Raw genomic sequence first — 26,095 nt, 5'->3', positions numbered from 1 at the left:
CAGACAACTGAAGAACAAACATCTGAAAACCGAAAACAGGGAACTGACAACTGTTATTGATTTACTGGATTCCGGGTCAAGCCCGGAATGACTTGTTTAGGTTTCAATAATTATTAGATTTAGGAGGTGACATGAAGATATGAAAACAATGACTTGCCGCGACATGGGCGGCCCGTGCGATACTAAAATTAGTGGTGAGACCCCAGATGAGATGATGAAAATAGGGGAAGAGCATTTGCGGAAGATGAAAGATCCGGCTCACATGAAGCTAGTGGCCGATATGGAAAAAATGAGTACGGATTCAGTGGAAATGAAAAAGTGGAATGACGAATTTGTGGCCAAATTTAACGCTTTACCGCATATGTAAAGTGTAAACTCACGAGCTGGTCAGTTTACTCTGGCCGGCTCTTTAGGGTATGTTAGAATTTAGGCTAATGACCATATCAATTGTGATCGTCAACTACAACACTCGGGAAATTCTTTTAAAATGTCTGGAAAATTTACAGAAAGTGAGTCCAGAAGCTCAAGTGATTGTGGTAGATAATGGCTCTAGCGACGGCTCAGCCGACGCGGTCGCCTCAAAGTTTTCAGAAGTATCTTTGATTCGGTCAACTAATGTTGGGCTCTCGGCCGGTTACAACTTGGGGTTAGTTCAAGCGACAGGGGACTTCGTCTTACTTTTAGGGACGGACGCTTTTCCAGAGTCGTCAACGCTTCCATACCTTGTCAACTTTATGAATGAGAACCCCAAAGCTGGTCTCGTTACTTGTAGACTCGTCCTGCGGTCCGGTCAGACTGACTGGGATGCCCATCGGGGTTTTCCAACGCCCTGGGTTGCTATCTTCCATTTTTTATATCTTGATCGTCTCTTCGCAACGTCAAAACTTTTTAACGGCTACACCCAGAAGTATCAAGATCTTACTAAAACGCATGAGATTGATTTATGCATCTCCCATTTTATGTTGATTCGTCGCCAAACTTTGATTGAAGTTGGCCCTTTTGACGAAAACTTTTTTGTCTTTGGAGAAGATGTCGACTTCTGTTATCGGGTTAAAGCGGCTGGCTGGAAAATATTTTACGTTCCGGAAGTTACCGCCGTTCATTATAAGGGGGCGAGTGTGGGGGTGCGTAAAGAAACTGCTGATATCACGCAAGCTTCCAAAGAGACGCGTCTTCGCATGACTAAATCCGCCTCGGAAGCGCAGCAGCAATTCTATAAAAAACACCTAGCTAGTAAGTACCCCAAACTTTTAAATGCCGCTATCTTAGGCCTTATTGATCTGCGGCGAGAAGTAATCAGTTTAAAGTATCGCTTCTAAATAAAAACAGCTCTCGTAAACGGATACCAACCACCCTTTTGTTGAGCCAGAAGCACGATTTTTTGCGCCACGTTTTCCGGCTCACATCGACCAAAAGTGTCGATGAACAGATCCACGGCATCTATATTGCCTGGCTGGATAGTGCAACTTGTACCAGGTAGGATACTAGCTATCCACGGGCTATCTAAAGCTATACACACGGTTTCACTCTCCTTACTAGGTTTAGTCGTCTGCGATTCTAGCACTAGGGGCGGGAATAGGCTAATTGGTGTATTCTTAAGAGGTGTTGGAAACTTTAAAAACTATTTTGAATATAAATAAAACTAAAAAAGTGTCGGCGGTTGATAAATCTGGAGTAACTCACACCGTTTCCGCGCGCTGCCCGCATTTGGGCTGCCCGGTGCGCTGGAACAGTGAGGCCGAAATTTGGGATTGCCCCTGCCACGGCTCTAAATTTTCTGCGGATGGTCGGGTGCTTCGCGGCCCAGCAACCACCGATATAACTCTGCCGTGATTAATTTTCGCCCTTGATAAGTCTTTAAGTAATGCTCTCTTTTTAAGGCTTCTGATTTAGTAGCTACCGCTTCCTGATAAATAAGCTGCCAAGACCCGTCAAAAGCGGCGGTACTTTTGGCACCTTCGCTTGAGTGAGTGTTGTGTGCGGCTAATCTTTTAGCCAAGTTACTAGTTTGGCCCACATAGCGGCGCTGATGTTTAGAGTTATACAAGGCGTAAACGTAATACATCAATAAGTAAATTTCCAACTTTCCTCGGGGTTAAAATCTTCCGGCGGAATTAACCCGATCTTTGTTTCTCCTGGATTCTTGGTAACATATGACTCGATTCCACCATGAAATAAGTAATCTAAATACTGCGCCTTTTTTATTAAAGCGTTTCTTTCGGGACTGTCTGTGGGTAGAAGCGGGGTTAGGCGACGAATAAAATTAAATACTGCTTCGTTACCTTTAAGTTCCAGTAATTCTGCGGTGGTAATTTCTACTTGCGATAAAAGCCTTTGCGGTAGTGTCGCGTCTTCCGGGGCTTTACTGAGACTAGCTTCGTTTACACTTATGGTTAGGCTATTTTCTGCTGGGGTTGCTACAGGTAAGGTAGCAAAATATTTAGCGGCATCGGCATCATTTAACGCTAATTGATTAGTTGCTGTAGTGTCAGCTTTTTTTTGTTTTAACTCGATAGACTCCATTAATTTAATGAGTTCACTAAAGTTAGCTTCTGGATAAAGAACATGGTATTTGCCTAGTATATTGCAGACATTCTGCAGACCTCCGAGTTGCTCTGTTAATTCTAACGCTCGATTTCTATTTACATCTTGAAAGGTGTTACTTCGTAAATCTGAGTATGCTTTTAACTCTTCATAAAAAGCCCGTGTTTCCAATAAGATGTGGTACTCAGTACTGGTTTCGTCATTTGCTCCTTCTAGAAGATCCGCTAAATGTCCGGACTCGTGAATTAGCACTAGCTCTCGTTCTTCAATTGGAGAATTATTAAAATACAAACTATTTACCTGTAGTCTGAGGCGAGTATTAACCTCGTTGTTAACGCTAAAAACAGTCGCTGATTGCACTTCGCCTCCCTCACTAAAATAAACTATTACCCCCTCGTTACCGTAACTATTTTCAAATAGTTCTATTTGTTGAGCTATTAAATCCCCCGCTGCCTTTATATTTTCCTGTGCGCTCATATTCATGAGTGTTAAGGTAGCTTCAAGTTGCCTAGAGGCTTTTTTGTCTTCTGGGCCACTGTAAGTTGTGCTACTTTCAAGATGTTGACTAACGGTTTCAAAGTTAATTTCGTGATTGCTTATCTTTACTTCAGCTACGATTCCACTTGAACTACTTTCTAAATTTGGTTTTATTTGATTTGAAGACCCTTCTTCAAACCACGACTTTCGTCCCAACTCGCGTCTCCGACTATCCGGCATGCCTACTTGGTAAGGTTCAAAATGGTTGGTGGCTACAGCTTCATAATCTTGCAAGTACGCTAATACTTCACCTAGTTTTCCGCGAGTGGTATGGTCAATCTGTTCCCAAGCGGCCGCTAACTCTTCAGTTGTGGGGCGAGTTGGTAAAGTTTCGTTAGGATTAGATACCTCAATGTTGACTGGTTTTTGACCAGAAATTGTGGCTCCATTTTCAATCGTCAATGGGGTAGCAGCAGCAATAAACTGAGCTTCTTGCATCACCACGGCTGTGGCAGCGTCATAAATATTGTCATCTTCGAAATCCTGCTTGGCGATCTCTTGAACCTGGGCGCTTAGGCTTTTAACCTCGGCTAAACTGTGGGCTCTTTCTGCGGTGTAGGTAATCCAAGCAGCCCGCTCAACTATTTGTAAATCTTCCGCCGTTGCTAACTTAATCTCAATCTCATCGGTTTTGTTACCTCCGACTTTAGTTCTAAATTCAGTTGTGGCTGGTGTTTCGATGGTTAAATCCGCTAATTCCTGGTGTAACTCCTCTAATCTATGTAACTCTGGTGCGACGACAGTTGGGTCACCGCCCTGCTTAACAATTTCGGCCGATTTTTCCTGGCCAAACGTTGTGGTAGCCTCCACCTCAGAAACAGCTCGGCTAGTTGTTTGAGTGGTTTGGAAGTCTAGTTCCGCTACAGTTAACTTTTCGCCAGTTTCAATTTCGATGGTGGGGATAATAATTTCGTTCTGATCTTCGGTTTTGGAAGAGGGGATACTAATTGACTCGGGCTGCTTGGAATCCGGTAGGCCTTCGGTTGACTGAGAAATGTCGTTTGCATTATCACTGTGACTTTCGAGGCTCATAAGTTTTTACGCAGTTGCTTTATGATTTCGGCGGCTGATTTCTCATCAATCTGAGCCATTATTTTAACAATTTCAAGCCTAATTTCTTTAATCCTTTTTAATTTGCTTGTTTTGTCAATATTATTTTTGGCCATAATTTAAATAGGTGACGGTCAACTGAAGAACTGTGGCGAAGGAGACCCAGAGTAGATAGGGAATGAGTAACCAGGCAATTAGGGGAATAAAGGGGTAGATAAAACTGAGGCTCACTACTAAACTTAATAACACTATAAAAATGTCTATAGCGGCGGCCAAATTATTGCGCAGTCCAAACTGTAGCGGAGTAAAAATAAGGTTACTAATTAAATTGATAATAAAAGAAATAACGATAAATCGCGGCAGTTGCCCTTGCCAGGCTTTAAAAAAGACAAAGCCGAAGGTAACCGCTATAATTAAGTATAGTACCGACCACACTGGCCCAAATAGCCAAGACGGTGGGGCCCAGGCGGGCTTTTTAAGTTTAGCGTACCAACTGTAATTTTTATTCGCTTGTATAACTTTCACCACTTCCCTGTTAGTCTACGATGATCATTGAAGCTGGTCAAACATTTATATGTCAGATCCTTATATTATGCCCCTAACTAAAAATAGCGTTAAATTATTTATTAGAATTTCGTTAATTGTTTTGGCGGCTGTAATTATTCTAAATTTGTCACTATTTCTGTTATTACAGGTAATGCCTGATTCTCCAAATACTTTTGTGCATATGTCAGTCAGTAGTGTGGCCACTGCGATACTGATGGTGCCACTGTTTTATTTATTGATTGTGCGGCCGATTAGACGTGATCTAGTTAGTTTAGAAAACCTTTCAATAATTGATCATTTAACCGGTCTAACTAATCGGCGGGGCTTTAATATTTTAGCGGAACAGCAACTTAAATACGCGATCCGGGCTAAGGAAAATTTAGAATTATTTTTTGTAGATTTAGACAACTTAAAATTAATTAACGATACCTTTGGTCACCGGATTGGTGATGAAGCCATTCAAGCGGCTGCTGCAGTTTTAAAGAAAACATTTAGAGGATCCGATATAGTGGCACGCCTAGGTGGTGACGAATTTGCTATCTTAACACTTGGTAAATCGAGTGGAACCGCCGTCATACTTTCCCGAATAGCCAGTCTTACCGAAGAAGTAACATTAAAATATAAGTTATCTATGAGTATTGGAGTAACCGTATTTGATCCCGATCATCCCTGTACTTTAGCAGATCTAGTTCATCAAGCCGACGCGGCGATGTATGTAGAGAAGAAGAAAAAGAAGCAAGTTAGCTCAAATTAAACCTTTAAGGATCCGCGAAAGCCTCTTGATCCTTAGTATATACCTCACATTTTTAAATCTTAAGAAGGTGTTCGGTCTATGTAAATGAGACATTTATAAGAATCGGCGCTGTTACGGAAGATAAAGACCCGGTCGTAAAGACGGTCAGCAAAGATAGCGCCATCCAACTTTCTAACTTCGGGAGGCGTTTTGAGCCAGCTCGACGTTTTAAGAGTGATTTTTGATCGAATGATGGCTCGCCCTTGCAAACTATGTTGTAAATTATTACTTCCAACACCTTCAGGAGTATGCTGAAGTAGTTATACTATAAAAATGTAAGTGTTTATTCCAACTAAAAAAGGGAATTAAGTTACTCGGTTGCAAAAGCATCCAGATATTCCTGGTAAGCGAATGTTCTAGCATAATCTTTACTTTCGTCTCGTTGCTTTAAAATTCCCACTTTTACCAACTTGTCCACTAATTCATTAGCACTGGAACGAGAGGAAAAGCCTGCCCACTCTTGTACTTTGGAGACATTCACAATAGGAAGTTCGTATAACTTATTCAGCACCGCCATAACAGGTTTAGTAGATTTGCCACCGAAGGACTGAATTCTCTCTATATCTTTATTCCTCAAAGCATCTATTTTCTTTGAAGTTTTAATAGCAGCCTCTGCTACAGAAGTTACCCCCTCAAGAAAAAAGGTAAGCCACGGTAAAACTTCTCCTTTGTTGTGATAATTATTCAGCAAATCAAAATATAAATCTCTGTTTTTCTTAAAAAACTCAGACAAGTAGAGAACTGGTTTCTCCAAAGCGCCTTGCTCGCATAGGTAAAAGGTTACTAGCAGTCTACCAGTTCTACCGTTACCATCTCTAAAAGGATGTATTGTCTCAAATTGAGCGTGAGCCAAGCCTATCTTAATTAGCGATGGTATAGGACCATCCTCGTTTTTTAAGAATAGCTCCAACTCCCCCAAAGAACGCAACATTTCGTGAACAGGGGGCGGAACAAATTTTGCACTATCCGGGGTAGCGCCACCAATCCAATTCTGAGATTTTCTAAACTCCCCAGGAGTAGCAGGTTGAGAATGCCTTCCTCCTGTAAGCAGCACTCTATGTACATCCTTTATTAACCGTAATGACAAGGGTAAATCACTGAGAGCTTGTAAACCATAGTCCATCGCCTTTATATAATGAAATATGTCGTCTACGTCATCAGGCAAGTCGGTTGATTCCTCTAATTCAGCTTTAATAGAATCTATCATCGTTGCTCTAGTCCCTTCTATCTCACTGGACAACGCCGCCTCTTTTCTCACATACATAAAAATAAAGAATGAGAGATTAGGTAACGTTTGTGTTATACCGTCCAACTTTCCTAAACTATGAGTAGCTTTGTTTAAAAGATTAATCAGCCCAATATCCATAGGTACCTCTTCCTGTGGAGGAAAGAGTTCCGGAACGAACGCCTTAAATCCTCCAGGCTGTGTTATAAAGGTTCCTACTTTCATAGATGTATGGATAATACATGTTTAACTGTACATCTGTCAAGTAGATGTACGGATTGAGTTTGGGCTTTAATAACAAGGAAATACTAGAGTTTAGTGGCTCCCCTTAAAATACCTATTCTGCAACCAAGAGTTAGAGTACGGTTTTACGCTTCAAAATATCCAAACTGTATACGCTGGCGTTATTGACCACTTAGCCTGATTTGAAGAAAGTAAGACATTTAATGTAGGGTTTATGTGATAAATAGTTAGTACGGTTAGGTTATGTACCAGAGGCAGCAAAGGCTATCAAAATAATTAAGGCAGTAAATCCCAATGTACCACCCATAACTAACCAAAACATAGCTGCGGTAGACATTCCGTAGATTGTTCTGTAGGGGTCACTAGTTGCCTGAGAGTCCTTACTGCGTTCGCTTATCTTCCTTTTTAACCGCAAGCGGTAGTCGTCAAACTTCTCTACAAGTTGCCAGCCTGTTTGTGCTTCTTCATCAAGAGCTTTTTTAAGAACCAGCGGGTCCTTAAAGCCGCCAATTCTATTGGCTCTCAGTATCTTGAACTCCCAACCATTGTTAAGGTCTTCTGGTGTGTAAGTTGTCATTTCTTCTTCCTCTTGCCGCATCCTAGCGGCCGCAGCTGCTGCCGCAGCGGCTCCTGCTGCTGCTCCACTCATACTAGAATGTTAGCAAATCAATAATCTTTGTAAAGAGACGGTTAACTAAATATGCTCCGTGCCATACTGGTAGAGGGAGCATACATTAGAAACTAATCAAAAGAAGCCCACTTCCGTGATATTGCCCAAAACCACAAACCAGCCGATACTATGGTCATCGCATATGTGACACCTGCAAACTGTTGAGCTGGCTTTAGTATAAATAACTGTGACAAGAAGGTCAGTGTAGTAGATGCAACTAGCAAGTACACGGCCCATTTTTTTAGTTGCCACATTCCAATTATCATTCCGATGCCAAGTCCCAGACCTAGTACCGCATATATCGGATACCACGAAGGAACATTGCCGTAAGCCAATTGGAGGGCGTTAGTATTTATTAAGTAATAAGGAGTTTGAATAATGCCTAAAGCTGCTAACACCAGCATAAAGGTTAAAAATTTACCTCTTTGTTTTTTCACATATATCACCCCCTTAAGTCCCAAAAGGACATTTCACTTATCAAATGATACCAAAATATAGTGGCCAATGTAAAGCAGTGATAAAATAGGTAAATAACAGCGTAATTCTTGAAAAAGTAATGATTGATTATGAACGGCAAAGAAAAGCTATATTTACTCTTAAATAGAATTGAGGACGCAAGGGTTATTGCCCCTTCTGGCCAACCAGCCCTGCTAGACCCTTCTAAAGGCCTGTACCAAAATTATAGCGGTACTGAGCTACCGCAATTGTTAACCAAATTAGAAAAAGACGAGAAGGTCTTAAAGGTCCTAAAAGTTCCCACGAGGATAAAGTCGTACCTTGACGAGTTTGACCCTTATGACCACGCTGACGACGGTTGCTGGCATCTTCAACTTCTCCCCGCTTTTGACCGCTACTTTCTAAAAATCCAACAAGAGCCAGAATATCAAAGATTTACAGGCAAAAAACCAGTAACTAGCCCTGAAAAGCTGGGTAGTAGCACTCTAATGCCTTATGAAGAGAAGCTAGGACGCATTGTCAAAGCCATTATTGAGGCCAGAAAGGCCACCCGCAAGGACCAACCAACAACACTACACACAAATGCAAATAGTGGGTTGAATTACTTGGACAACGAGGAAATCCGTAACATCCTGCTACAACTGCAAGATGAGAAAATTATTAAGGTCCGTCAGATAACTAATAGGCTTTTACCTCTCAGCGAACAACCAATTAACCCCAGCCTCTTCTATATTGATGTTCTTGACGGCTTTGATACCTGGTACGAAGGGTATCAAATAAAGCAGAAAGGGAAGATTGAGAACCTGTCAGCAACCAATTTCGGTCAAATTTATTCGGTTCTAGCTCAAATTGATGACCAATTACAACTTAGCCAATCAAGCACACTCAACTTACCATTTATACGCTCGCTAAACGAGATTGAAGGCTACGACAGTCACGATATTGATGAGTTGGCTGATTGGTACCTCACAGCACTAAATTATCTTCAGAAAATTGGTGTGATTAAAGATTACTCCCACAGTAAAAACTCGGTTGATGCAGAAGTTCAGGTAGATGTAAATAATTTCTTGGATACTTGGGAAACAGCAAAATTAGTTGAACAAAAACGAGGGTCCATAGAGCCAGTATTGCCAACGGTTACAAAACCATCTGAGGCTCAGAAGCCACTCACTTCCAGCTATAACGACAAAACTAGCACCCTGCACATACAAGAGCGAGAATTAAAGCTACAAAAGGATAGGTTTAGAACCAATTTAATTGCTTTATTGATGAAAAGCCCTCAAAACAAGAAGAAAGATTGGAGTTGGGATGAGGTCGTCCAGCAAATTGAAGGCACTGACGATGAGGTTGTTTTACAAAAATGTAGGAAAAAGTTTTACCCTGCTTGCGACGGCTTGGCCAAAGCTATCGCACAGAAAACTGGCATAAACGACTTTTTGGATTATACCCAGAACACAGTCCACATTAACCCCAAGTACATCTAGCTAGTTTTTAGCTAATTACTAGCTACTTAAAGCTAGCACACCATTTTCTAGACTTTGCTTAATGGAAATAAGCAAGGTCGTTTCAGAATTAAATAACCAGCAACTACAGCCCAACAGGTTAATTTTAACGACCGAAGAAAAGAGGCATTTAACTGACTTCTTCTCGGTCCTAATGGAAATTGACCGCAGGGTAAATGTTACGAAAACCTATGGAAAACCGACTAACTGAGGTCCAAATAATACCCATAAAACCGCAGAACGGGCTGGTAGCCTTTGCCAGTTTTGTGCTGGACAACAACCTTTATCTTGGCTCAATCGGCATTATGACCAGGCCAAGTGGCGGGTACAGGCTAATTTACCCAACGAAAAAAGTGGCCGAGAGGAACTTAAACATTTTCTATCCCTTAAACAAAGGTTTTGCGGAATTTGCAGAGGACGAAGTTGTAAAGCGTTACGAAGAAGTAATGAAAAACCAAAATGATAGACACTATTGTGCTAACACTTAAACCAGGAATGTTTACAATACTGGACCACGACAAGTTTAGCCCGTCCACAAAAGGGCTTTATAGTAGTGATGGTGGATTACTGAGAGCTACTATGAGAAAAAGAGAAAAGAGTTTAGGGAAAAACAGAAGGGTATTGAGACCAAAATGGGCAAGCTGCGGGTCGCTGACGAAGAGTACTATATTACCTCTGATTACTTGCTAAAACTGGCTTCTAACGCCAGCAAAATCTTTGAAAGTTCTGAACCGCTAGAAAAACGACTGCTTTTGAAAATGGCACTTCAGAACTTAACGCTTACGGGCAAGAAAGTAAGCTACGACTGGGTAAAACCCTTTGATAAGATTGCTTTTTACGCCTCTCGTAAACTTTGGCTCCTCCCGGTGGATTCGAACCACCAACCATCGCCTTAACAGGGCGCCGCGCTACCATTGCGCCAGGGAGGAACATTTAATATTCAATTTTTAATAAACCACCATGAATTTCTCTATGACAATTAGCGCAAACCAGAACACACTTAGTAAGTTCTAATTTCACCTTTTCCCAACCACGAGTTAGGCCTCGAGATGAAAGACCGAAACTCTTTTCACTTTCATTAATATGATGAAGGTCTAAAGCTCCGATGTATTTATTATATCCACAAAAATGACAACAGCCGCCTTTTAAACCTACTGCCATCTCTTTAAGCCTCCGACGCCGGCGCGTTACGGCCATCGTCATGTACTCGGGGCGATCGGAATACTTTCGTGTTTCTTTCGGCATTACTTCATTTTAGATAATTCACAGTAGTTGTCAACGAGCTTAATGTATCTTTCCGCCTTGAATCTTAGCATTAAGGATGGTTGCTGTAAACGCTTGCGCATGCTACCATCGCCCTGTTTATAAAGACTCGCAATTAGATAAGGAGATTTAAATATGGATAAAGATCGTAACCCCATACTACATGATGCTATGGGCGACCTGACGTTTGTGGGAGTTGTTGGTAATATTAACGGCTTCGTAGAAGTGACGATGCTTTTTGAGCCCAAGATTCCGGTCACCGGTTACCCAACTGACACTTGGTTTCATAAAGTACTCGGGCCGGTTTTTCATCAGGTGAGTCCGATGAGAACGGTTGGTGGGAGATGGGCGGTTCTGATTAACTGTGCTGTGAAGAACAACGACAACCTCCTACGGGCTGATGTCTTTGCTGTTCACGTTTTCTTGGAGGCGCAGCTTCACGAGATAATCAATCTCTTGGTTGAAGCACTTCGAGTGTAGCTTCTCCGGCCGACACTTTGTTTTTAAACAACAGGGTGTCGGTTTTTTTGTTTTTACAGTAAACCTAGTTGCGGAGAGTCGGGGTCGACTTTGGTTTTTGATGCTGTCACGGGACCTTCGAGGCGGGCGACGAGAGATTTAAAGTGAAATTCTTTTAGTACATCTATTGCCTTTATTTTCCAATCACTAGGGAGTTTTAAATCGGCTAGCTTTTCTGACAGTGGTAAATCACAATTAATGGTGGCTAGCATTTTACTTTGCACGGCCATTTCGGCATTTTCGGCCAACTTCGTGCGAACACTTTCCTTCGTCACTTTTCCTAAATTATTATAAATCGCATCTAAATTTCCAAATTGTTCGATTAATTCTTTAGCCGTTTTTTCGCCAATGCCAAAAACGCCGGGAATATTGTCTGACGGATCGCCGCGCAGGGATTTATAGTCAATCATCTGCCGCGGCTTAAAACCGTATTTAGCAATCATGGTTGCTTCGTCGTAGAGCTCTGGCTTTTTGGCCGAGCCTAAAGTGGGTGAGAGAACTTTGACGCGAGGATTGATGAGCTGCATCATATCTTGATCATTACTAACCACTAAAACTTGTAAGGTGGGATCTACTTTAATCATTTGGGTGGCTAAAGTGCCGATGACGTCGTCGGCTTCATAACCTTCCACTTTAAGTTGGGGGATACCAATGGCGGAAAAAAGACGCTCGACTTTAGGGATTTGGTTTCGCAGCCCCGAGTCCATTTCTGGCCTAGTGGCTTTATAACCCACAAATTGACTAGCCCGAATAATTTCTTTTTCTTTGCTTTCCATGGCGGCCACTAAATATGTGGGCTGCTGATCCGCAATGATAGTAAGGAGCATCGAGGCCACTCCGTAAACGGCATTAATCGGTTCACCGTCACTATTAGTTAAAGTCGCGGGAATGGCGTGAAAGGCGCGGTGTAGGAAATTAAATGTATCTAAGATTAGTAAGGTAGACATAATTTTTTAATTACCAATTTTTAATTTTCAATCAATAATTAATGAATTAATTCATTAAAAATTAATGTTTGATTAAAAATTTTAAATTAAAAATTTTAATCCGTTACTGGATTCCGGGTCAAGCCCGGAATGACATGTTTCCTTTATCCAATCAACACTTTAAAGTCTTCTGCTTCCAAAGTCTCTTTTTCTACTAAACCGGCCACGATTTTGTCGAGCTTTTCGCGATGTGTGGTTAATAATTCTAAAGCTCTTTCGTGGGCATCGTCGACGATTTTTTTAACAGCTTTGTCGACTTTACTTTTAGTTTCTTCCGACATCGCAGAATCACCAAATGGGAAGAGCATCTTCTCATTTGAATTATCAAAAGAGACAGGCCCGAGTTCGCTCATTCCAAACTCGGTAACCATTCTTCGCGCTAACGCTGTGGCCACTTCAATATCGTTAGACGCTCCAGTCGTTACTTCACCAAAGACTAATTCTTCGGCACTTCTGCCACCAAGAGCAGAGGTAATCATTCCTAAGAGTCGAGTCTTGCTTTCGTTACGGCGATCAGAAAGAGGCGCACTTTGAGTAAAGCCCAGGGCCATGCCGCGGGCCACAATCGACACTCTCGTCACCGGATCCAAGCCCGGAATTTGGGAAGACACCAAAGCGTGCCCGGCTTCATGGTAAGCAATTACTTTTTTATCCTCATCGCTTTGCAAGCGGCGCCTTTCGGGGCCTAATTTAACTTTTAGGGAAGCTTCCGTTAAATCACGATCATCAATTTCTTTTTTATCATTGCGGGCGGCTAAAATGGCGGCTTCATTAAGCATATTTTCTAGATCTGCTCCGCTAAAACCGCTGGTTTGCTGGGCCACGTGTTCCACGGAAACATTGCCTGTAAAAGGTTTACCGCGCATGTGAATTTTAATAATTTCCTCGCGCTCTTTTAAGTCTGGTAACTCCAGTGTTACTGTTCGGTCAAACCTTCCGGGTCTCAGCAGGGCACTATCAAGCATATCCGGTCGGTTCGTCGCCGCAATCACGATCACGTTCGTGCGGGTGTCAAAGCCATCCATTTCCACCAAAATCTGATTAAGGGTCTGCTCTCGTTCATCATGACCGCCCATCATCCCGCCACCCCGCTGCTTACCAATAGATTCCACTTCGTCAATGAAAATTAAACTGGGCTGAGCCTTCTTGGCAGTGTCAAACAAATCGCGAACGCGACTCGCGCCAACGCCAACGAGCATTTCCATAAATTCACTGCCGGCCATGCTAAAGAAGGGGACACCGGCCTCGTTGGCGACAGCTTTGGCCAGCATTGTCTTCCCAACCCCGGGTGGCCCAATTAATAGAACCCCTTTAGGAATGCGGGCTCCCAGTTTGCGATATTTTTCGGGGAATTTTAAAAAGTCGACTACTTCGGTAAGTTCTCGTTTGGCTTCTGTTGAGCCAGCCACATCGCCAAAAGTGACGCCTTTAACTTCTTTATTAGCATCTTTAATAAATAATTTAGCTTTGCTGCGACCAAACGACAAAATGTCGGAAGCCCCGCCCTGAGCTCGGCGGAAGAAGAAAAAGAGTAGAGCGCCCATTAGTATTATTGGGCCAAAATTTAGGAGAAGGTCGAGGATGGGGAGGTTTGTTTTAGTAGTCACGCCATCAGGAATATTATTTAGGTCAACGTTGCTTCGCTGCAGGGTTTCCAAAACGGAAACGTTGCTTTCTTTAGTGGCATCAAACTTGGAACTGTCCTTAAGGGTCACTGTGACTGTGTCGCCAGCCACTTCGATGCCTCTAACCTTCCCTTGGAGCGCAAGGCCAATAACATTGGAAAAGGGTTTAGTGACGTCGCTTTTGCTACTGTTTCCGAAAGCACTTATTAACGCCCAACCGATGGCAATTATTAACAGATAAAAGAAAATATTGTCCCAAAAGTTTTTCTTTTTGGGAGCTTTGACGTTTGACTGTGGATTTTGATTTCCATTTGGCATAACTTAGTGATTATATAACATTTTGATGAGGTTGGGCTGAGAGGATGTTGAATATTAGGGTTCGCTCGTTTCAGTGGTTAAGAGACTTGATCACTCATTATTATACTACAGGACTAAGAGTTTGTCAAGAGGTTTTGGGTGGTTCCACGACTTTCCAGGTGGCTCTGATTTGACGGGGGTCAAGCTCAGGATGCGCCTTAAATAAATCGTCCACTCGGTAATTTGGTGAGCCTTCGACTTCGGCCAAGTACCCATTACCACGTCGACCGGCTCTAAAGTAGATTGAGGAAATGACTGTATCCGGTAATCCGCGACCTGATAACACCAAATCGTGAGTATAGTACTGCTCGTGTTTTTGGTCCCATTCTCCTGGAACTTTTGGAATTGCCGGAGCTAAAGTTTCTTTTTGAGCATCGGCAAAGGCTTGGGCTTGATGGAGAGCTCCGCTAATTTTCCAGTCCATTCCAGGGATGGTTGGTAAATTCTCCTCCTTGAAAGCAAATCCTATTAATCTGGTGAGAGCTTCGTCTTTAGTTTCGTTTGCAACCACCGCCTCTTCCGGCTGCTGCCTATCCCACTGCTCCTTAAGATACGCCGCCGCAGGCCGGACATCATCGGGCCAGTAACCATGGCGAATTAGATCCAAAGCGCCAAATCCGGGAATATCAACCTCGCAGGATCTAACCAGCACTGATCTAATGGTTACATCTGAATGGTCGTACCAAGACTTCGTAATCACGGGCAGGCCGAGCCATTCTTTTTCTTGAGTGACATCCACCTTATCGGCAATCGGCGGATAGACTTTATTAGTTAACCACTCTATATATTCAGCGGCTTGCTTCTTGGCTTCGGCCTCCTGTGCTTCTTTTAACTCGATAGTCCTTTGGTAGGCTTCGGCAAGCTCTGCGGCTTCCGTCCATTTGTTAAGAATTTGTGGAAAATTAGCGCGAAGGTCTGCAGATTCAGCTAACCGATCGACGGTCACTCCGTCAAGACGTCGATTCCAAATTACCACTTCCGCTACCGGTTGATCGGTAGGCGGGACAACTTCGTAAGAAACGCTAGAAGAGCCGCCGCGGTTACTGTACATATCTCCGGGGCTGTACCATGAGTGTACAGTCACCCTACCCCCGGTAAACCGGCCAGCGTAGTTAGTGTTGTCATCGGTCTTAGGGAGAACCGGCACCAATTTTTGTTGGGCTAACCATTTATCAACTTCCGCGGCTCGCCCGTAGGCCGCTGAGGCTTGTTGATACTCCTTGGGTTCCTCTTTAAGCACTATTCGAATTTCTTTAGGCCAGTCAACTTCTTCAACCACCCCGCCGCATTTAGTGGCCTCCTCTTGAGCCCAGGCTCTGATTCCTGGTAAAGCCTCTTCATATTTTTGCCTCTTGACGGCTGTGGTCGCGGAGATTTCAGCTTGGGCTAACTGTTCCTGTAAATCTCCTTGCTGGTAGCGACCATCATTGGCGTAATAAAACCTAGCGTAACTTTTGGCGATTCCCCAAAGTGATTCCGAATCTAAGTGATGTCCTTTTGCTACTAGTTGGTCAAATATTTGCTGGGACCTTTCGGTCTCCGCCTTTTCTCTGGCGGCTTCAGCCTGCTTTTTCTGTTGTTCCGCGAGCGCTTGGATCCTGGTGGCTTGAGCGTCTCTTTTGTATGCTTCAGCCGTTTGAGCTTCAGTAACGGCATACATTCCATTTCTAGGGTTGATTCCAATTTTCTGGGGAACAATTACAAGACCTTCAAGCGGTTCCCGTTGATAATGGCCCGAAATGGCCGAGGCATGGACGAACACTCCCTTTCTTTCCCAACTTCTTAGGGTAGCCCCATCGACTCTGGCGCCGCCTAAGACTTCCGGATGCTCAGTTAAACTTCCTTCCGGAATTATTACAAAACCAAAGCCTTTTTCCTGACCTTGAGGATCTTTAGCAGCCTTAACCGTGGCTTCGATATGACTAGGGAGTTCTTCCCTGATCGTTTCCGGGGTAATACTGGTGACTTCGTCATCTCTTTTATTTTCGTTTTTCATTACCTTAAATTTAACATTTATTTTAGTGACTGTTAAGTGGTGCACTTAGCTGGACTGAAAACTCCGACCAGTCGTGTAACTTCTCGCTGCGCTCGCAGCGATTGAATTTTGGTGGGTGAGCCGGGATTCGAACCTGGAACCGGACGTGTATAAGACGTCTGCTCTACCATTAAGCTACTCACCCAAAAATTCAATCTGAAGACGACGGCTCTGACCCCGCGATTAAATGCTGGCTCCGGAGCTATTTTAGCACGGCGCAACCTTTTAGTGCTTGACAGGATCCCAGATAATGTACATTATTGTACATAATATGGAACCCATCTATAACAAACAACTTATCTCATTTCTGCAAAGTACCACTAAAAGCATTTTGGGGAGTCAGGATTTGCAAAACGCTTTAGGGTTTAAGTCAGCTAACTCTAAAAACACCGCAATACATCGGTTTGTTAAGAATCGGTGGTTACTGCCGATTCGCAAAGGCCTCTACGCCAACAGTTTTAAAGCTCCTGAAAAATTCGCGGTAGCAACGGCTGTAGTTTCTCCCAGCTACATTTCCTTCGAATCCGCTTTAAATTATTATGGAATACTGTCACAAAATCCGCAAGTTATAACAGTGGCGACTATCAAGAAAAGCCGCGAAACTGCTTATGATAACCAAATTATTAAATATTCTCATTTGGGACAGAAACTCTTCTTCGGTTACCAAAAAACCGGTGAGTTTCTAATAGCCATGCCTGAGAAGGCTCTTTTGGATACTCTGTATTTTGAATCTCGTGGCCTTACCAACCTTAATCACAAAGACCTTGACCTAACTCACGTTGATTTGGCTAAACTCCGTGAGTACGCCAAAGCCTTTCCGAAATTATGCTTACCGCCTTGGAAGTAAAACAATTGGCCGCGGCCAAAAAGATCGACGAGTATTCACTACTTCGTGAGTATCTTCAAGTGGTCTTCCTAAAGAATTTTTATGAGCAGCCGAATTGTGAAACCACTTTTTTTAAAGGCGGGACGGCCATCAAGTTAGTTTTTGGGTCGTTTAGATTCTCCGAAGATTTGGATTTTACAACCGGAGGTAGTCAAGAAGTTATCCAGAAGTTGGCTACAGAGGCGCTTCGCAAGCTTTGTGTAGATGAAAATATCACCGGAAAATTAGCATTAATAGAAACTATAAAACCAAACTTTTCTTTTCGATTAACTTTTTCTAATCTACCACTTTCGGCATCCCAACTTTTTCTTAAATTAGATTTCTCAACTCGGGAAAACGCTTTAGAGCCGCAAACCAGCGTTCTCACGACAACTTTGCCGGTTTCACCTCTTCCAATTATAAAACACTTGAGTGCCAGGGAAATTGTAGCTGAGAAAATTAGGGCTATTATGCATCGTAGTCGCGGTCGGGATTTGTTTGATTTGTGGTATTTACTGGGAAGAGGTGAAGCAATTGATTGGAAATTTGTCGAAAGGAAGTTAGTCTACTACCACGAAACAATTTCTAAAGAAGAATTGCAAAAACGTCTGGCCAATTTTTCGGAAAAGTCGCTTCTTTTGGATCTAGACAAGTTTCTGCCGGAAAATTACCGGAAGGTAGAATTGGATTTGGTTAATAAAATAATTAAGTTACTTTAAACACGATTACCCGAACTGACAGATTTTGACAGTACATGGAATCGTGCGTTAGGTTTGTAACCAAACTTCAAAAGTCTAGTTGCTTAAACTTCTCAAGTTCGGGCCTAAGGTATGAAGAGGGATTTTATTCCATTCTTACCTTAGGCCTTCGTGTTAGCAGAAATTAATACCGTACTGTCCGACGACCTTAAATCTGGTTAGTAACTCCTCGAAATCCTTGAGTTGTCCCCACCAGACTAAACCGCCGGAATAACCAAGGAAGACGAATTTGTAACCTTGGCCCTCCCAGTACTTTGTCCACTCCCGAATCACCTCAATAGGTATAGCCATGTAGATATCACCGTAGTCACCAACCTTGGCGACGATGTCAGTATCTTCATAACCTTCGGGCTTTTCAGGACAACCGTGTTCCTGATAAGCAACACCGTTCTTGGTGACCGGCTCGAGCAGTGTCTCAACGCGAATTATAGTAGACACGTTAGGCCTCCTGAGTGTGGGTGTAGACGTGACCGCACACTGAGCAAACAGAATTCCACTCGCCGGCGATGACTGCTTTCGCAATCAATTCGGCGTGATCGAAAATTGGCTGCAGACTTGTCAGGTCGATGCGGTAAAGCAACTGCCCTGGATTTTGATAATCCGAGAAGTCGCAGGACCAGTCATCGAATGACGTCACGCCAGCGACAGTAATTCGGAACTTGCGGTAGAAGAAGTACTCCCCACCGTTGCTCGAATATTCCGGCCGATTGCTGAACTCTGTCGTAATCCGGCCCTTGAGACCATTATACGTGACTTCCCATTCACCTTTGTGACTAGGGTCTGCCTCGATACTGGCCAGCATGATGCCTACTATCTCTCGGAGCAAACCATTCTGATTAGCGACTCGCATGTCGCGGTCGAAAGTCAGCTCCGGTTCCCGGCCGATCAGCGTAATCAGATCACCGTGCTCATTCCCAAGTAACTGCTTGAGAATCGGAATCGGCAATCGGTCTGGACCGACCTGCACTAGGGAGTAGTACTCCTGCTCTGCCTTCAGCAACCAATATGGTTGGCCTGATTGAAGAGCCGACAACACGCGGGCGTTCTTCTTTGCGTAATTTTCTTGCGTACTCATTTGTATTTCCTTTCGGGCGGTTGGCCCATCTATTTGCCGTAACTAGTTTTATTTCCTTGGACGAAGCTATCCAAAGTCTAGTTTTGGCGATTTGTAATTTATTTTGCTCATCCTGCGCCCAAATAGGGGACAGATAGAGGAAAACAAATTTCGTCTCTCTCCAACTTACCGATAGAATGGCCCTACCGGAGAAAGCTATTCAGTTTTCATGCTAACATTATAACACCTATAGTGTGGATTGTCAAGTAGTTGAAACCGGTTGCGTCTGTTTTATTTTTTACTGGATTCCGGGTCAAGCCCGGAATGACTAGTTTTGGTTGCTAACTAAAACCTTCCAGCGCGGTCCGAAAGTCTTTAGTTAGAGGCCCATAAAATTCTATATAGATTTTATGAGCCTTGCGCCTTTACGTTCTTAGAACAGGTGTTCAGAGTCGTCGTAAAGGGTGTCGGTGGCCGGGAACGCAATGTCAAGAGCCGCATCAACGGGGTTAAATCCGTCATGAACACGCTGGGCCAATTCCTCGATATTATGAGTTTGGGCTTCTGCAGGTGGAGTAGGGAAAGCAGTTTCCCAAATTCCCTCACAAAAATCCACCATCTTAGTATCGTCGACTGCAGTAACTTCGACGACCTCTTCTGATATCTCGCTTCGTACCATTATTTTGTTCTCCTATATTAGTAATTTACTATTGCCACCGTGGGATTCGAATAGTCTTGTACTTTGCGGCGGCAATATTTGTACAGCCAGTATACCACCTATAGTGTTATTTGTCAAGTGGGTTGACATAAAGAAAAGGCCGTCGGCCCGAGCAAAAGTTCGCATTTACTTAGCACCACACCAGTCTTTTTTAAAAGCATTTAGGCATTTTTGGGTTTCGACTTTCGGATGATTAAGAAACCTGGCTAGAGCTTCTTTAGGCGTTGTTGAAGGTCTTTGACCATGAAACCATACTCCAGGCTTTTCGTATTTTCCCAATTGATCGGGAACAACTACAAAGCGGGCCTGATTTGCTTTTACGCCTATAACCTCCGCCAGCACGTAACCGACTGGAATTTCCATCTTCTCCTCCAATTTATTTTTTCCAATTATACTCTATGATAGAGTAGTCATGAGCAAAGTGACCGTTGAAGTTGATCAAAGTGGCAGCTACATCGTTATCATAAGCATGCAACTGTTCGTAAAATTACAGAAAGAGAGGTAGTAGATCTTTTGGGTTGTATATAAAATAAAAGTGTCGAGATTATTCGGCCACACTCTCCGCTTTTACGGCGAGGGTCCGGATCAGCTCGACTAGTTTATTATACACTAACTAACTATTATGTCTAAATTAATCTTATTAAGAAATGGGGCGGTGGTGGTGATTGGCGTTGTCGCTCTCGTTAATATAGGTAAGACGCTGTTAGATCTGCGGGTCAAAGAAGCTAGGTATACGAATTTGGTTAAAGAGGTTCAGAATTTGCGTGACAAAAAGATAGCTTTGACCAAAGATCTAGCGGAAGCTCAGACTCCCTGGCATATCGAAAAACAGGCCCGCGATAATTTGCAAATGATTAAGCCTGGTGAAAAGCTAGTGATTATTCCGGAGGAGCTCGCGATTGTTGGGTCAGCCTTAGGAGAGTCGACGGTGAAAGTTGATTTGCCGGTGTGGAAGCAGTGGGTAGCCTTGATATTTCAGTGATTTAAATTATAATGAGCGAGCGGGTGGGAGGTGAAGACATCTCGCGGGGCTCATAATCCCGCTTAACCAGGAGCGTTACCTGGATCCGCAACCAACTCGCTGATGCGAGTTTTTTGTTTGTTATAATGACGAGGCACGTGGCAAGATAGCTCAGTGGTAGAGCAACGGACTCATAAGCCGTCGGTCGTGGGTTCAAATCCCACTCTTGCCACCATTGTTATATACTAGCTTTATGAAGAAAAGAATTTTAACCGGTGATCGGCCTACCGGCCACTTACATCTAGGTCATTACGTGGGGTCACTGGCTAACCGTTTAAAACTGCAAGACGAATACGAAGAGTTTATTATCGTGGCTGACGTCCAGGCTTTAACAGATAACTTTGAGCATCCCGAAAAGATTCGCGCCAATATCCTTGAGGTCACGATGGACCATTTGGCCATTGGCATCGATCCTAGTAAAACCACATTTTTTATCCAGTCACTCATTCCGCAAATTGCCGAACTGACGGTTTTTTACGCTAATTTGGTCAGCGTTAATCAGTTGGGGCATAATCCAACTGTTAAAACGGAACTTAAAGATAAAGGGATGGAAGAATCCGTTCCCTTGGGATTTTTTATGTACCCGGTATCTCAAGCCGCGGATATTACTTCCGTTAACGCTTCTTTGGTCCCCGTCGGTTCGGACCAATTGCCGCATATTGAACAAACCAGGGAAATAGTCCGTAAATTTAATCAGATTTATAAACCGGTTTTAAATGAACCGGAAGCTTTAGTGGGCGATGTGGCTCGTTTACCAGGCATTGATGGCAAGTCAAAGATGTCTAAATCACTGGGAAACTGCATCTATTTGTCCGAGTCAACCGCAACTCTTCGTAACAAGGTCAAATCAATGTATACCGATCCCACTCGGATTCGCGCCACTGATCCCGGTCACCTTGAGGGCAATATGGTATTTACTTATTTGGATGTGTTTGACGCTGACAAAAATTTAGTCGCCGATCTTAAGTTGCAGTATCAAGCGGGCAAGGTGGGCGATGTAGCTGTTAAAGAGCGTCTGTTTAATGTTCTGGAAGAATTTATTGCGCCGATCAGAGAACGTCGCAGTTATTTTGAAGCCCACCCAGAAGAGGTCAAGGAAATATTAATGAGTGGGACGAAGAAAGCCGAACGGGTTGCCGCTGAAACTTTGGCTTTAGTTAAATTTGCTATGGGAATTGATTATTAAAAACACGTCATTCTGAACTTGATTCAGAATCCAGTAAATCGATTCAATCGTTTAATCTGTTACTGGATTCCGGCTCAAGGCCGGAATGACAAGTGGGATGGCTGGATTCCCTGCTAAAGGTGGGCAGGCGGGTCAAGCCCGGAATGACGTATCAGTGGGAACAACCATTAGGGAAGTCACTTTGGACTCCGCTTTTTCTAAATTCTTCGCGAACAACTCGGCTTCCTCTTTCTTTTCTTCTAAAATATCCTGAACGCTGTTAGCGAGAAGTCTGTCTAGAATCTCGTCGAAATTAATGCCGTAAAGATCCAAAATACTGCCCAGGGCGATGCCCATCTCCTTGGGGCCAAAAGTGGAGTTGGGGTTGCAGTCAATAAAGTAAAAACTGCCGTCGTCATTTAAACGAATATCGAATTTAGCGTAATCGTCCATTTTTAAAATATCAAAGGCGGCCCGCACCGCTTCGTTTAATTTAGGGTCGTCGTATTTTTTATAAGTCCAGGATTTTTCGTCAAGCCAAGTGCCGTCGAAAGTGCAAAAAGTGTATTTGGATCCTTTAAGATATTCGGCGTCAAAAACTTTTTCGCCGCAGTAAACTTTCTTACGCAAACCGTCCAGTAAAATCACGGACACTTCTCGCGTCCCCACAAATTCTTCAATTAACACCGGTTGTTTGTACGTCCCAATTAAACTTCGTAAACGCTTTCGCAGTTCAGCTTCGTTAGCGGAGACGGCATCGGCGGTCATTCCCACAGAGCCGTGGGTCTGATTAAGCTTGGAAATCAGCGGGTACTTAAATTCAGGGTCAATAACGTCATTTGGCGAAACCACAAATTGATATTTGGGAGTAGGCACGTGAGCGATGTCTAGCAGTTTCTTAGTTAAATATTTATTAGAACCGATCGAAAGCCCCAAAATACCGCTGCCGGTATAAGGGATTTGGGCCAGTTCCAAAGCGGCCGGAATGCAGGGTTCTAAAGTTTCCTCACCGCGAATCGTGTCGACTAAATTAATAACCAGATTCGGCCGGTCGCGGAGTAATTCAGCGACAATCGTTTCATCGCCGGCGTAAAGTTTAACCACGATGCCGCGTTTTTCTAAATATTTAGCGATCACCGTGGCTCGTTCGTAAACTTCGTCCTCGGAAATAAATTCTTCTTCGGTGTGAAAATATTTGCGGTCGGCTTTGGAATAGGTAATACCAACAAATCGCAGGTTAGGCTTTAAACTGGGGGGCTCAACTTGATCGGAATTTTCTTGGGCGCGAGTTAAATCTGTCATGAGGTACTACAACCTTAAAATATTTAAATCATTTGTCAACGGGTGGTTTTGTGCGTCACGCCTGACGAGGCTTTCCCGGAACGTGGTGGACCCACTCACCACGGCGCTGAGGACCGAGTACCTCGGCGGCGCACGAAGCTCGATGCTGGAGGCCGCCTCCGTCTCCAGCGGAGCCCCGCCCGGCATCTGGAGAAACCCGGCATGCTTCAGCAGATTGAAGGTCCCGTAACCGAGCGGAACGCTCTCCGAGAAACACGTTTCGCCGCCGGGCAATTCGCTCACCGGGAGCACGGTCACCGGAAATGCCTAACGTATTATTGGTGGTATAAATGTGTTTGAAGGTTGCGGTGGCGACTTGCGTCGTCGTTCCGTTTGCGTTAGCTGTTAGATAAATCTGGTAATTACTGCTAACGGGAATCGGGGTCACGAATGTTACTTCGCGTTGGCGATTAAATAATTCGTCGTAGGTTCCCAGTCTTAAATATCGATCGCCACCTATATATGCCAGATACCAGGTGCTATTGTAAAAATACGGTTTAGCAGCTTGTTGGTTGGGAATTACCTGGCCGTTGGTCAGCCAGCGGTTCTCGTCAAGAACGTTGAGGTTTAGGTCATAACTATTCAGCGAGTAGCCGCCAACGCTATTTTTATAAATTATATCGAGTTTGTTATTTACTATTATGGGGGTGGCATCGGTGGCGGAGGTAATTGTGGTGGTGGTTTGGATAGGTTTTATATGTTGAATAGGTATGATAGGTAAAATAGGTGAAGGCTGCGTTGTTCTTTTGCTGACGGCAAACGTACCGGCTAAAACCACTAAAACCATGGCGCAGACGGCCAGGAAACTCCAGAAGGGAAGATCGGGAGCCTTGTGGTCAAAAAAATACTTGCCAGTTGCTTTTTTATTAGTAACTTTTGTTTTAATTTTCGTTTTTGCTCTCACAACTTTTTTGGGCATATTATTTATTTGTTGGTGTTTGCTGCGACCTCACTATTTTTAAAAGGCCCCATAAACTACCACTACAATTTATAGCACTTTCCGGAGCATTTACAATTGTGCTTGGGTCGGCAATGATCGCGGGACTAAGGTCACAGAGCATATTTTGGCCTTGCAGGCCGAGGAGGCTTAGAGCACTATTTGTGGAGTCGACTTTAGTGATTGTAAAAGCGACTTGGCAATTACCTTTGGTCACTAAACTTGGCCCAACGATTTGATAAGTCATGGTGACGGGTCCAGCTGTCACCTCAGCTTTGGCGGGGGAGCAAGCGCTAGTTGCTTGTTGGATGCACAGAAGATCCTGGCCGCAATCTTTGGCAGTCTTTGGTAAGGTCGGAACTGTTGCTGGGGCGCCAATGGTTTGTTTAAGCACCGCGTCGCGCAGCAAACTGGTTATTCCGGAACTACTTGGAATGCCGGTCGTCGCTGTTTTATTGGCGGTGGAGGTGGCGATTTTATAACCCAGAAATAGGGCTGGGACAATTAGCATTAGGCAACCGCCGAGGCAAAAACCAGCCAGGAAAGGCTTAACTTTGGAGCATTTTTGGGGGATCGTCACTATGGTTGGTGGCGTGGTAGGCGTTGTAATGTTATCGGGCATTAATATAAATTTAGGCTATAAGGCTGATGGTGTCAAGGGTGCTAGCCAACTCGTCATTCTGAACTTGATTCAGAATCCAGTAACTGGATTCCGGGTCAAGCCTGGAATGACATGTTTTTATTGGATTGCATTTTCAGGACAAGATTTAATTGCCTTCCTGATTTCGGCAGCGGTCGCGGTCTTTTTAAGTTCGGAAAGCTCAGTTTTGACATTTAGTTGGAATGAATTCGGAGCAACTTGGGTACAAATGCCGCAGCCGACGCATTTTTTGGGGTCGATCGTAGCATGTGGTGTCATCACTTCTCCGGTCAGCTTTGCTTGTAGGTAATGATAAATACTTCTTGATGCAATCGCAGCTTCACCGCAGGCCGTCACTATCTGACGAACGCCGTCACTGCCGGTGGTAATGTCGCCGGCGGCGCAAACTCCGGGGACGCTGGTAGTTTGATCCACAGCGACCTCGACAAAATTATATTCGTTAAGTGAAACTTCCAGGTCAAGCGAAAGTTTTACAGACGGCTGACTGCCGATTTCGACGAAGATTCCATCAACTAATAACTTTGAGTTACCCTCAAATGGTTGGTCAAGCATTACCCCAGTCACTCTTTTATCACCGTCAACACTAATTATATTAGTGTTGGGAATAATTATTACTTTGGGATTGTTTTTGACACTTTCAATCAGAGCCGGCTTGGCTTTGAAATTATTATTGCGATGAATCAAATAAACTTGCCTCACGTAACCGGCCAGTTCCAGTGCGCCCATGAAAGCGGAGTCGCCACCGCCAATAACAATCACCGTTTTATTCTTAAACAGCGGTCCGTCGCAGGTTACGCAATAACTCACTCCGCGCCCTCGCAACCCTTTTTCACCCGGAACATCAAGGCGCTTGGGCTCCGTGCCGGAAGTCAAAATGATACTTTTAGCTACAAATTCCTGTCCGGTCGACGTTTTCACCTTGAAAGTGCCGTCGTTCTGCTTGACCGCTTCCTCCACCGACTCGCCAAGAAATTCCGCACCCAGTTTTTGTGATTGTTCCAGCATCTTTTGGCCGAGTTCGAGTCCCGATATGGATTCAAAGCCGGGATAGTTTTCAATATCCGAGACTTCCGTCATTTGGCCGCCAACGATTTCTCCTATTATGAGAGTTGAAAGATTATAGCGGGTGGTGTAGATGGCGGCTGTTAAGCCTGCTGGTCCCGATCCAATTATTAGAACGTCGTACGGTTTAGTCATGGGTAATATTCTGGATTCCGGGTCAAG

General features: G+C 43.8%; 29 protein-coding genes, 3 tRNA genes and 2 pseudogenes. 12 read left to right on the top strand and 22 right to left on the bottom strand.

Going from position 1 to position 26,095, the window contains the following annotated elements:
- Positions 1 to 139 precede the first annotated feature (139 nt).
- From NT141_01950 to NT141_01940, 3 genes and pseudogenes are all read left to right on the top strand, one after another.
- A complete protein-coding gene (locus NT141_01950) occupies positions 140 to 367 on the top strand; it encodes a DUF1059 domain-containing protein (protein ID MCX6783809.1) in 228 nt (75 codons plus the stop codon).
- 67 nt (positions 368 to 434) lie between these two features.
- Complete coding sequence (locus tag NT141_01945; GenBank protein ID MCX6783808.1) at positions 435 to 1,319, top strand: glycosyltransferase family 2 protein; 885 nt, start codon at positions 435 to 437, stop codon at positions 1,317 to 1,319.
- 343 nt (positions 1,320 to 1,662) lie between these two features.
- Positions 1,663 to 1,833, top strand: a pseudogene (locus tag NT141_01940) (Rieske 2Fe-2S domain-containing protein).
- Here NT141_01940 and NT141_01935 read toward each other — a convergent pair.
- Genes NT141_01935 through NT141_01920 form a run of 4 tightly spaced genes read right to left on the bottom strand, consistent with a single transcriptional unit; the run spans position 1,769 to position 4,659 of the window.
- Entirely contained in the window at positions 1,769 to 2,065 is a 297-nt protein-coding gene (locus tag NT141_01935; protein MCX6783807.1) for a GIY-YIG nuclease family protein, read from the bottom strand. The pseudogene NT141_01940 and the gene NT141_01935 overlap by 65 nt on opposite strands.
- Positions 2,065 to 4,113 carry a hypothetical protein gene (locus NT141_01930; protein ID MCX6783806.1) on the bottom strand — a complete coding sequence of 683 codons (2,049 nt, stop codon included), beginning with the start codon at positions 4,111 to 4,113 and terminating at the stop codon, positions 2,065 to 2,067. Before NT141_01930 ends, NT141_01935 begins: the two co-directional genes overlap by 1 nt.
- Complete coding sequence (locus NT141_01925; GenBank protein MCX6783805.1) at positions 4,110 to 4,247, bottom strand: hypothetical protein; 138 nt, start codon at positions 4,245 to 4,247, stop codon at positions 4,110 to 4,112. Before NT141_01925 ends, NT141_01930 begins: the two co-directional genes overlap by 4 nt.
- Complete coding sequence (locus NT141_01920; GenBank protein ID MCX6783804.1) at positions 4,234 to 4,659, bottom strand: tryptophan-rich sensory protein; 426 nt, start codon at positions 4,657 to 4,659, stop codon at positions 4,234 to 4,236. Before NT141_01920 ends, NT141_01925 begins: the two co-directional genes overlap by 14 nt.
- Positions 4,660 to 4,705: 46 nt before the next feature.
- Here NT141_01920 and NT141_01915 point away from each other — a divergent pair, with 46 nt between their 5' ends.
- Positions 4,706 to 5,431: a GGDEF domain-containing protein gene (locus tag NT141_01915; protein MCX6783803.1), complete on the top strand. Its 726-nt coding sequence runs from the start codon at positions 4,706 to 4,708 to the stop codon at positions 5,429 to 5,431.
- A gap of 59 nt (positions 5,432 to 5,490) precedes the next feature.
- Here the strand turns inward: NT141_01915 and NT141_01910 are convergent.
- The 4 genes and pseudogenes from NT141_01910 to NT141_01895 all read right to left on the bottom strand — a co-directional run bounded on the left by NT141_01910 (position 5,491) and on the right by NT141_01895 (position 8,045).
- Positions 5,491 to 5,643: pseudogene (locus tag NT141_01910) on the bottom strand (DUF4256 domain-containing protein).
- Between the two features lie 137 nt (positions 5,644 to 5,780).
- Positions 5,781 to 6,920, bottom strand: coding sequence for a Fic family protein (locus tag NT141_01905; protein ID MCX6783802.1), 1,140 nt, complete (start codon positions 6,918 to 6,920; stop codon positions 5,781 to 5,783).
- A 259-nt stretch (positions 6,921 to 7,179) separates the two neighbouring features.
- Complete coding sequence (locus NT141_01900) at positions 7,180 to 7,587, bottom strand: hypothetical protein (GenBank protein MCX6783801.1); 408 nt, start codon at positions 7,585 to 7,587, stop codon at positions 7,180 to 7,182.
- Positions 7,588 to 7,679: 92 nt separating this feature from the next.
- Entirely contained in the window at positions 7,680 to 8,045 is a 366-nt protein-coding gene (locus tag NT141_01895; protein ID MCX6783800.1) for a hypothetical protein, read from the bottom strand.
- A gap of 129 nt (positions 8,046 to 8,174) precedes the next feature.
- Between NT141_01895 and NT141_01890 the strand changes: the two genes are divergently transcribed.
- Positions 8,175 to 9,548, top strand: coding sequence for a hypothetical protein (locus NT141_01890; protein MCX6783799.1), 1,374 nt, complete (start codon positions 8,175 to 8,177; stop codon positions 9,546 to 9,548).
- Between the two features lie 209 nt (positions 9,549 to 9,757).
- Positions 9,758 to 10,054 carry a septation protein SpoVG family protein gene (locus NT141_01885; protein ID MCX6783798.1) on the top strand — a complete coding sequence of 99 codons (297 nt, stop codon included), beginning with the start codon at positions 9,758 to 9,760 and terminating at the stop codon, positions 10,052 to 10,054.
- A 366-nt stretch (positions 10,055 to 10,420) separates the two neighbouring features.
- Here the strand turns inward: NT141_01885 and NT141_01880 are convergent.
- Together NT141_01880 and NT141_01875 are read right to left on the bottom strand one after the other, a co-directional pair.
- A tRNA-Asn gene (locus NT141_01880) sits at positions 10,421 to 10,495 on the bottom strand.
- Positions 10,496 to 10,499: 4 nt separating this feature from the next.
- Positions 10,500 to 10,811, bottom strand: a complete 312-nt coding sequence (locus tag NT141_01875) for a hypothetical protein (protein MCX6783797.1) — start codon at positions 10,809 to 10,811, stop codon at positions 10,500 to 10,502.
- A 153-nt stretch (positions 10,812 to 10,964) separates the two neighbouring features.
- Between NT141_01875 and NT141_01870 the strand changes: the two genes are divergently transcribed.
- Positions 10,965 to 11,309: a hypothetical protein gene (locus NT141_01870; protein ID MCX6783796.1), complete on the top strand. Its 345-nt coding sequence runs from the start codon at positions 10,965 to 10,967 to the stop codon at positions 11,307 to 11,309.
- 53 nt (positions 11,310 to 11,362) lie between these two features.
- Here the strand turns inward: NT141_01870 and NT141_01865 are convergent, their stop codons facing one another.
- From NT141_01865 to NT141_01850, 4 genes are all read right to left on the bottom strand, one after another.
- A complete protein-coding gene (locus NT141_01865; protein ID MCX6783795.1) occupies positions 11,363 to 12,295 on the bottom strand; it encodes a hypothetical protein in 933 nt (310 codons plus the stop codon).
- 143 nt (positions 12,296 to 12,438) lie between these two features.
- On the bottom strand, positions 12,439 to 14,277 hold the full coding sequence (gene ftsH / locus NT141_01860; GenBank protein MCX6783794.1) for an ATP-dependent zinc metalloprotease FtsH: 1,839 nt from the start codon (positions 14,275 to 14,277) through the stop codon (positions 12,439 to 12,441).
- A gap of 124 nt (positions 14,278 to 14,401) precedes the next feature.
- Complete coding sequence (locus tag NT141_01855) at positions 14,402 to 16,312, bottom strand: hypothetical protein (GenBank protein ID MCX6783793.1); 1,911 nt, start codon at positions 16,310 to 16,312, stop codon at positions 14,402 to 14,404.
- Between the two features lie 109 nt (positions 16,313 to 16,421).
- Positions 16,422 to 16,496 (bottom strand) — tRNA-Ile (locus NT141_01850).
- A gap of 126 nt (positions 16,497 to 16,622) precedes the next feature.
- Here NT141_01850 and NT141_01845 point away from each other — a divergent pair.
- Both NT141_01845 and NT141_01840 read left to right on the top strand, forming a co-directional pair.
- Positions 16,623 to 17,198 carry a hypothetical protein gene (locus tag NT141_01845; protein MCX6783792.1) on the top strand — a complete coding sequence of 192 codons (576 nt, stop codon included), beginning with the start codon at positions 16,623 to 16,625 and terminating at the stop codon, positions 17,196 to 17,198.
- The gene (locus tag NT141_01840) at positions 17,177 to 17,935 is read left to right on the top strand and encodes a nucleotidyl transferase AbiEii/AbiGii toxin family protein (protein MCX6783791.1); all 759 of its coding nucleotides are present in this window, start codon (positions 17,177 to 17,179) and stop codon (positions 17,933 to 17,935) included. Before NT141_01845 ends, NT141_01840 begins: the two co-directional genes overlap by 22 nt.
- 153 nt (positions 17,936 to 18,088) lie before the next feature.
- Here the strand turns inward: NT141_01840 and NT141_01835 are convergent, their stop codons facing one another.
- The 4 genes from NT141_01835 to NT141_01820 form a co-directional block, all read right to left on the bottom strand.
- Positions 18,089 to 18,412: a hypothetical protein gene (locus NT141_01835; GenBank protein ID MCX6783790.1), complete on the bottom strand. Its 324-nt coding sequence runs from the start codon at positions 18,410 to 18,412 to the stop codon at positions 18,089 to 18,091.
- A gap of 1 nt (position 18,413) precedes the next feature.
- The gene (locus tag NT141_01830; GenBank protein MCX6783789.1) at positions 18,414 to 19,049 is read right to left on the bottom strand and encodes a hypothetical protein; all 636 of its coding nucleotides are present in this window, start codon (positions 19,047 to 19,049) and stop codon (positions 18,414 to 18,416) included.
- 412 nt (positions 19,050 to 19,461) lie between these two features.
- Positions 19,462 to 19,707 (bottom strand): hypothetical protein, encoded by a 246-nt coding sequence (locus tag NT141_01825; GenBank protein MCX6783788.1) that lies wholly within the window; start codon positions 19,705 to 19,707, stop codon positions 19,462 to 19,464.
- A 165-nt stretch (positions 19,708 to 19,872) separates the two neighbouring features.
- Positions 19,873 to 20,109 carry a hypothetical protein gene (locus NT141_01820; protein ID MCX6783787.1) on the bottom strand — a complete coding sequence of 79 codons (237 nt, stop codon included), beginning with the start codon at positions 20,107 to 20,109 and terminating at the stop codon, positions 19,873 to 19,875.
- Between the two features lie 259 nt (positions 20,110 to 20,368).
- Here NT141_01820 and NT141_01815 point away from each other — a divergent pair, with 259 nt between their 5' ends.
- The 3 genes from NT141_01815 (at position 20,369) to trpS (ending at position 21,953) form a co-directional block, all read left to right on the top strand.
- Positions 20,369 to 20,728 (top strand): septum formation initiator family protein, encoded by a 360-nt coding sequence (locus NT141_01815; protein ID MCX6783786.1) that lies wholly within the window; start codon positions 20,369 to 20,371, stop codon positions 20,726 to 20,728.
- Positions 20,729 to 20,867: 139 nt separating this feature from the next.
- Positions 20,868 to 20,942, top strand: a tRNA-Met gene (locus NT141_01810).
- An 18-nt stretch (positions 20,943 to 20,960) separates the two neighbouring features.
- On the top strand, positions 20,961 to 21,953 hold the full coding sequence (trpS, locus tag NT141_01805; protein ID MCX6783785.1) for a tryptophan--tRNA ligase: 993 nt from the start codon (positions 20,961 to 20,963) through the stop codon (positions 21,951 to 21,953).
- 132 nt (positions 21,954 to 22,085) lie between these two features.
- On the opposite strand, the gene NT141_01800 is transcribed toward trpS, so the two are convergent.
- The 4 genes from NT141_01800 to NT141_01785 all read right to left on the bottom strand — a co-directional run bounded on the left by NT141_01800 (position 22,086) and on the right by NT141_01785 (position 26,068).
- Positions 22,086 to 23,234, bottom strand: coding sequence for a hypothetical protein (locus tag NT141_01800; GenBank protein MCX6783784.1), 1,149 nt, complete (start codon positions 23,232 to 23,234; stop codon positions 22,086 to 22,088).
- Positions 23,235 to 23,289: 55 nt separating this feature from the next.
- The gene (locus tag NT141_01795) at positions 23,290 to 24,192 is read right to left on the bottom strand and encodes a hypothetical protein (protein ID MCX6783783.1); all 903 of its coding nucleotides are present in this window, start codon (positions 24,190 to 24,192) and stop codon (positions 23,290 to 23,292) included.
- A gap of 1 nt (position 24,193) precedes the next feature.
- The gene (locus NT141_01790; protein ID MCX6783782.1) at positions 24,194 to 24,832 is read right to left on the bottom strand and encodes a hypothetical protein; all 639 of its coding nucleotides are present in this window, start codon (positions 24,830 to 24,832) and stop codon (positions 24,194 to 24,196) included.
- Between the two features lie 117 nt (positions 24,833 to 24,949).
- Entirely contained in the window at positions 24,950 to 26,068 is a 1,119-nt protein-coding gene (locus tag NT141_01785; protein MCX6783781.1) for an FAD-dependent oxidoreductase, read from the bottom strand.
- Positions 26,069 to 26,095: the final 27 nt, after the last annotated feature.

This window comes from candidate division WWE3 bacterium (assembly GCA_026396615.1).
Lineage (GTDB): Bacteria > Patescibacteriota > WWE3 > JAPLWK01 > JAPLWK01 > JAPLWK01.
Note: the sequence above shows the minus strand (reverse complement) of the source record. Positions and strands in the feature narration are given on the sequence as shown.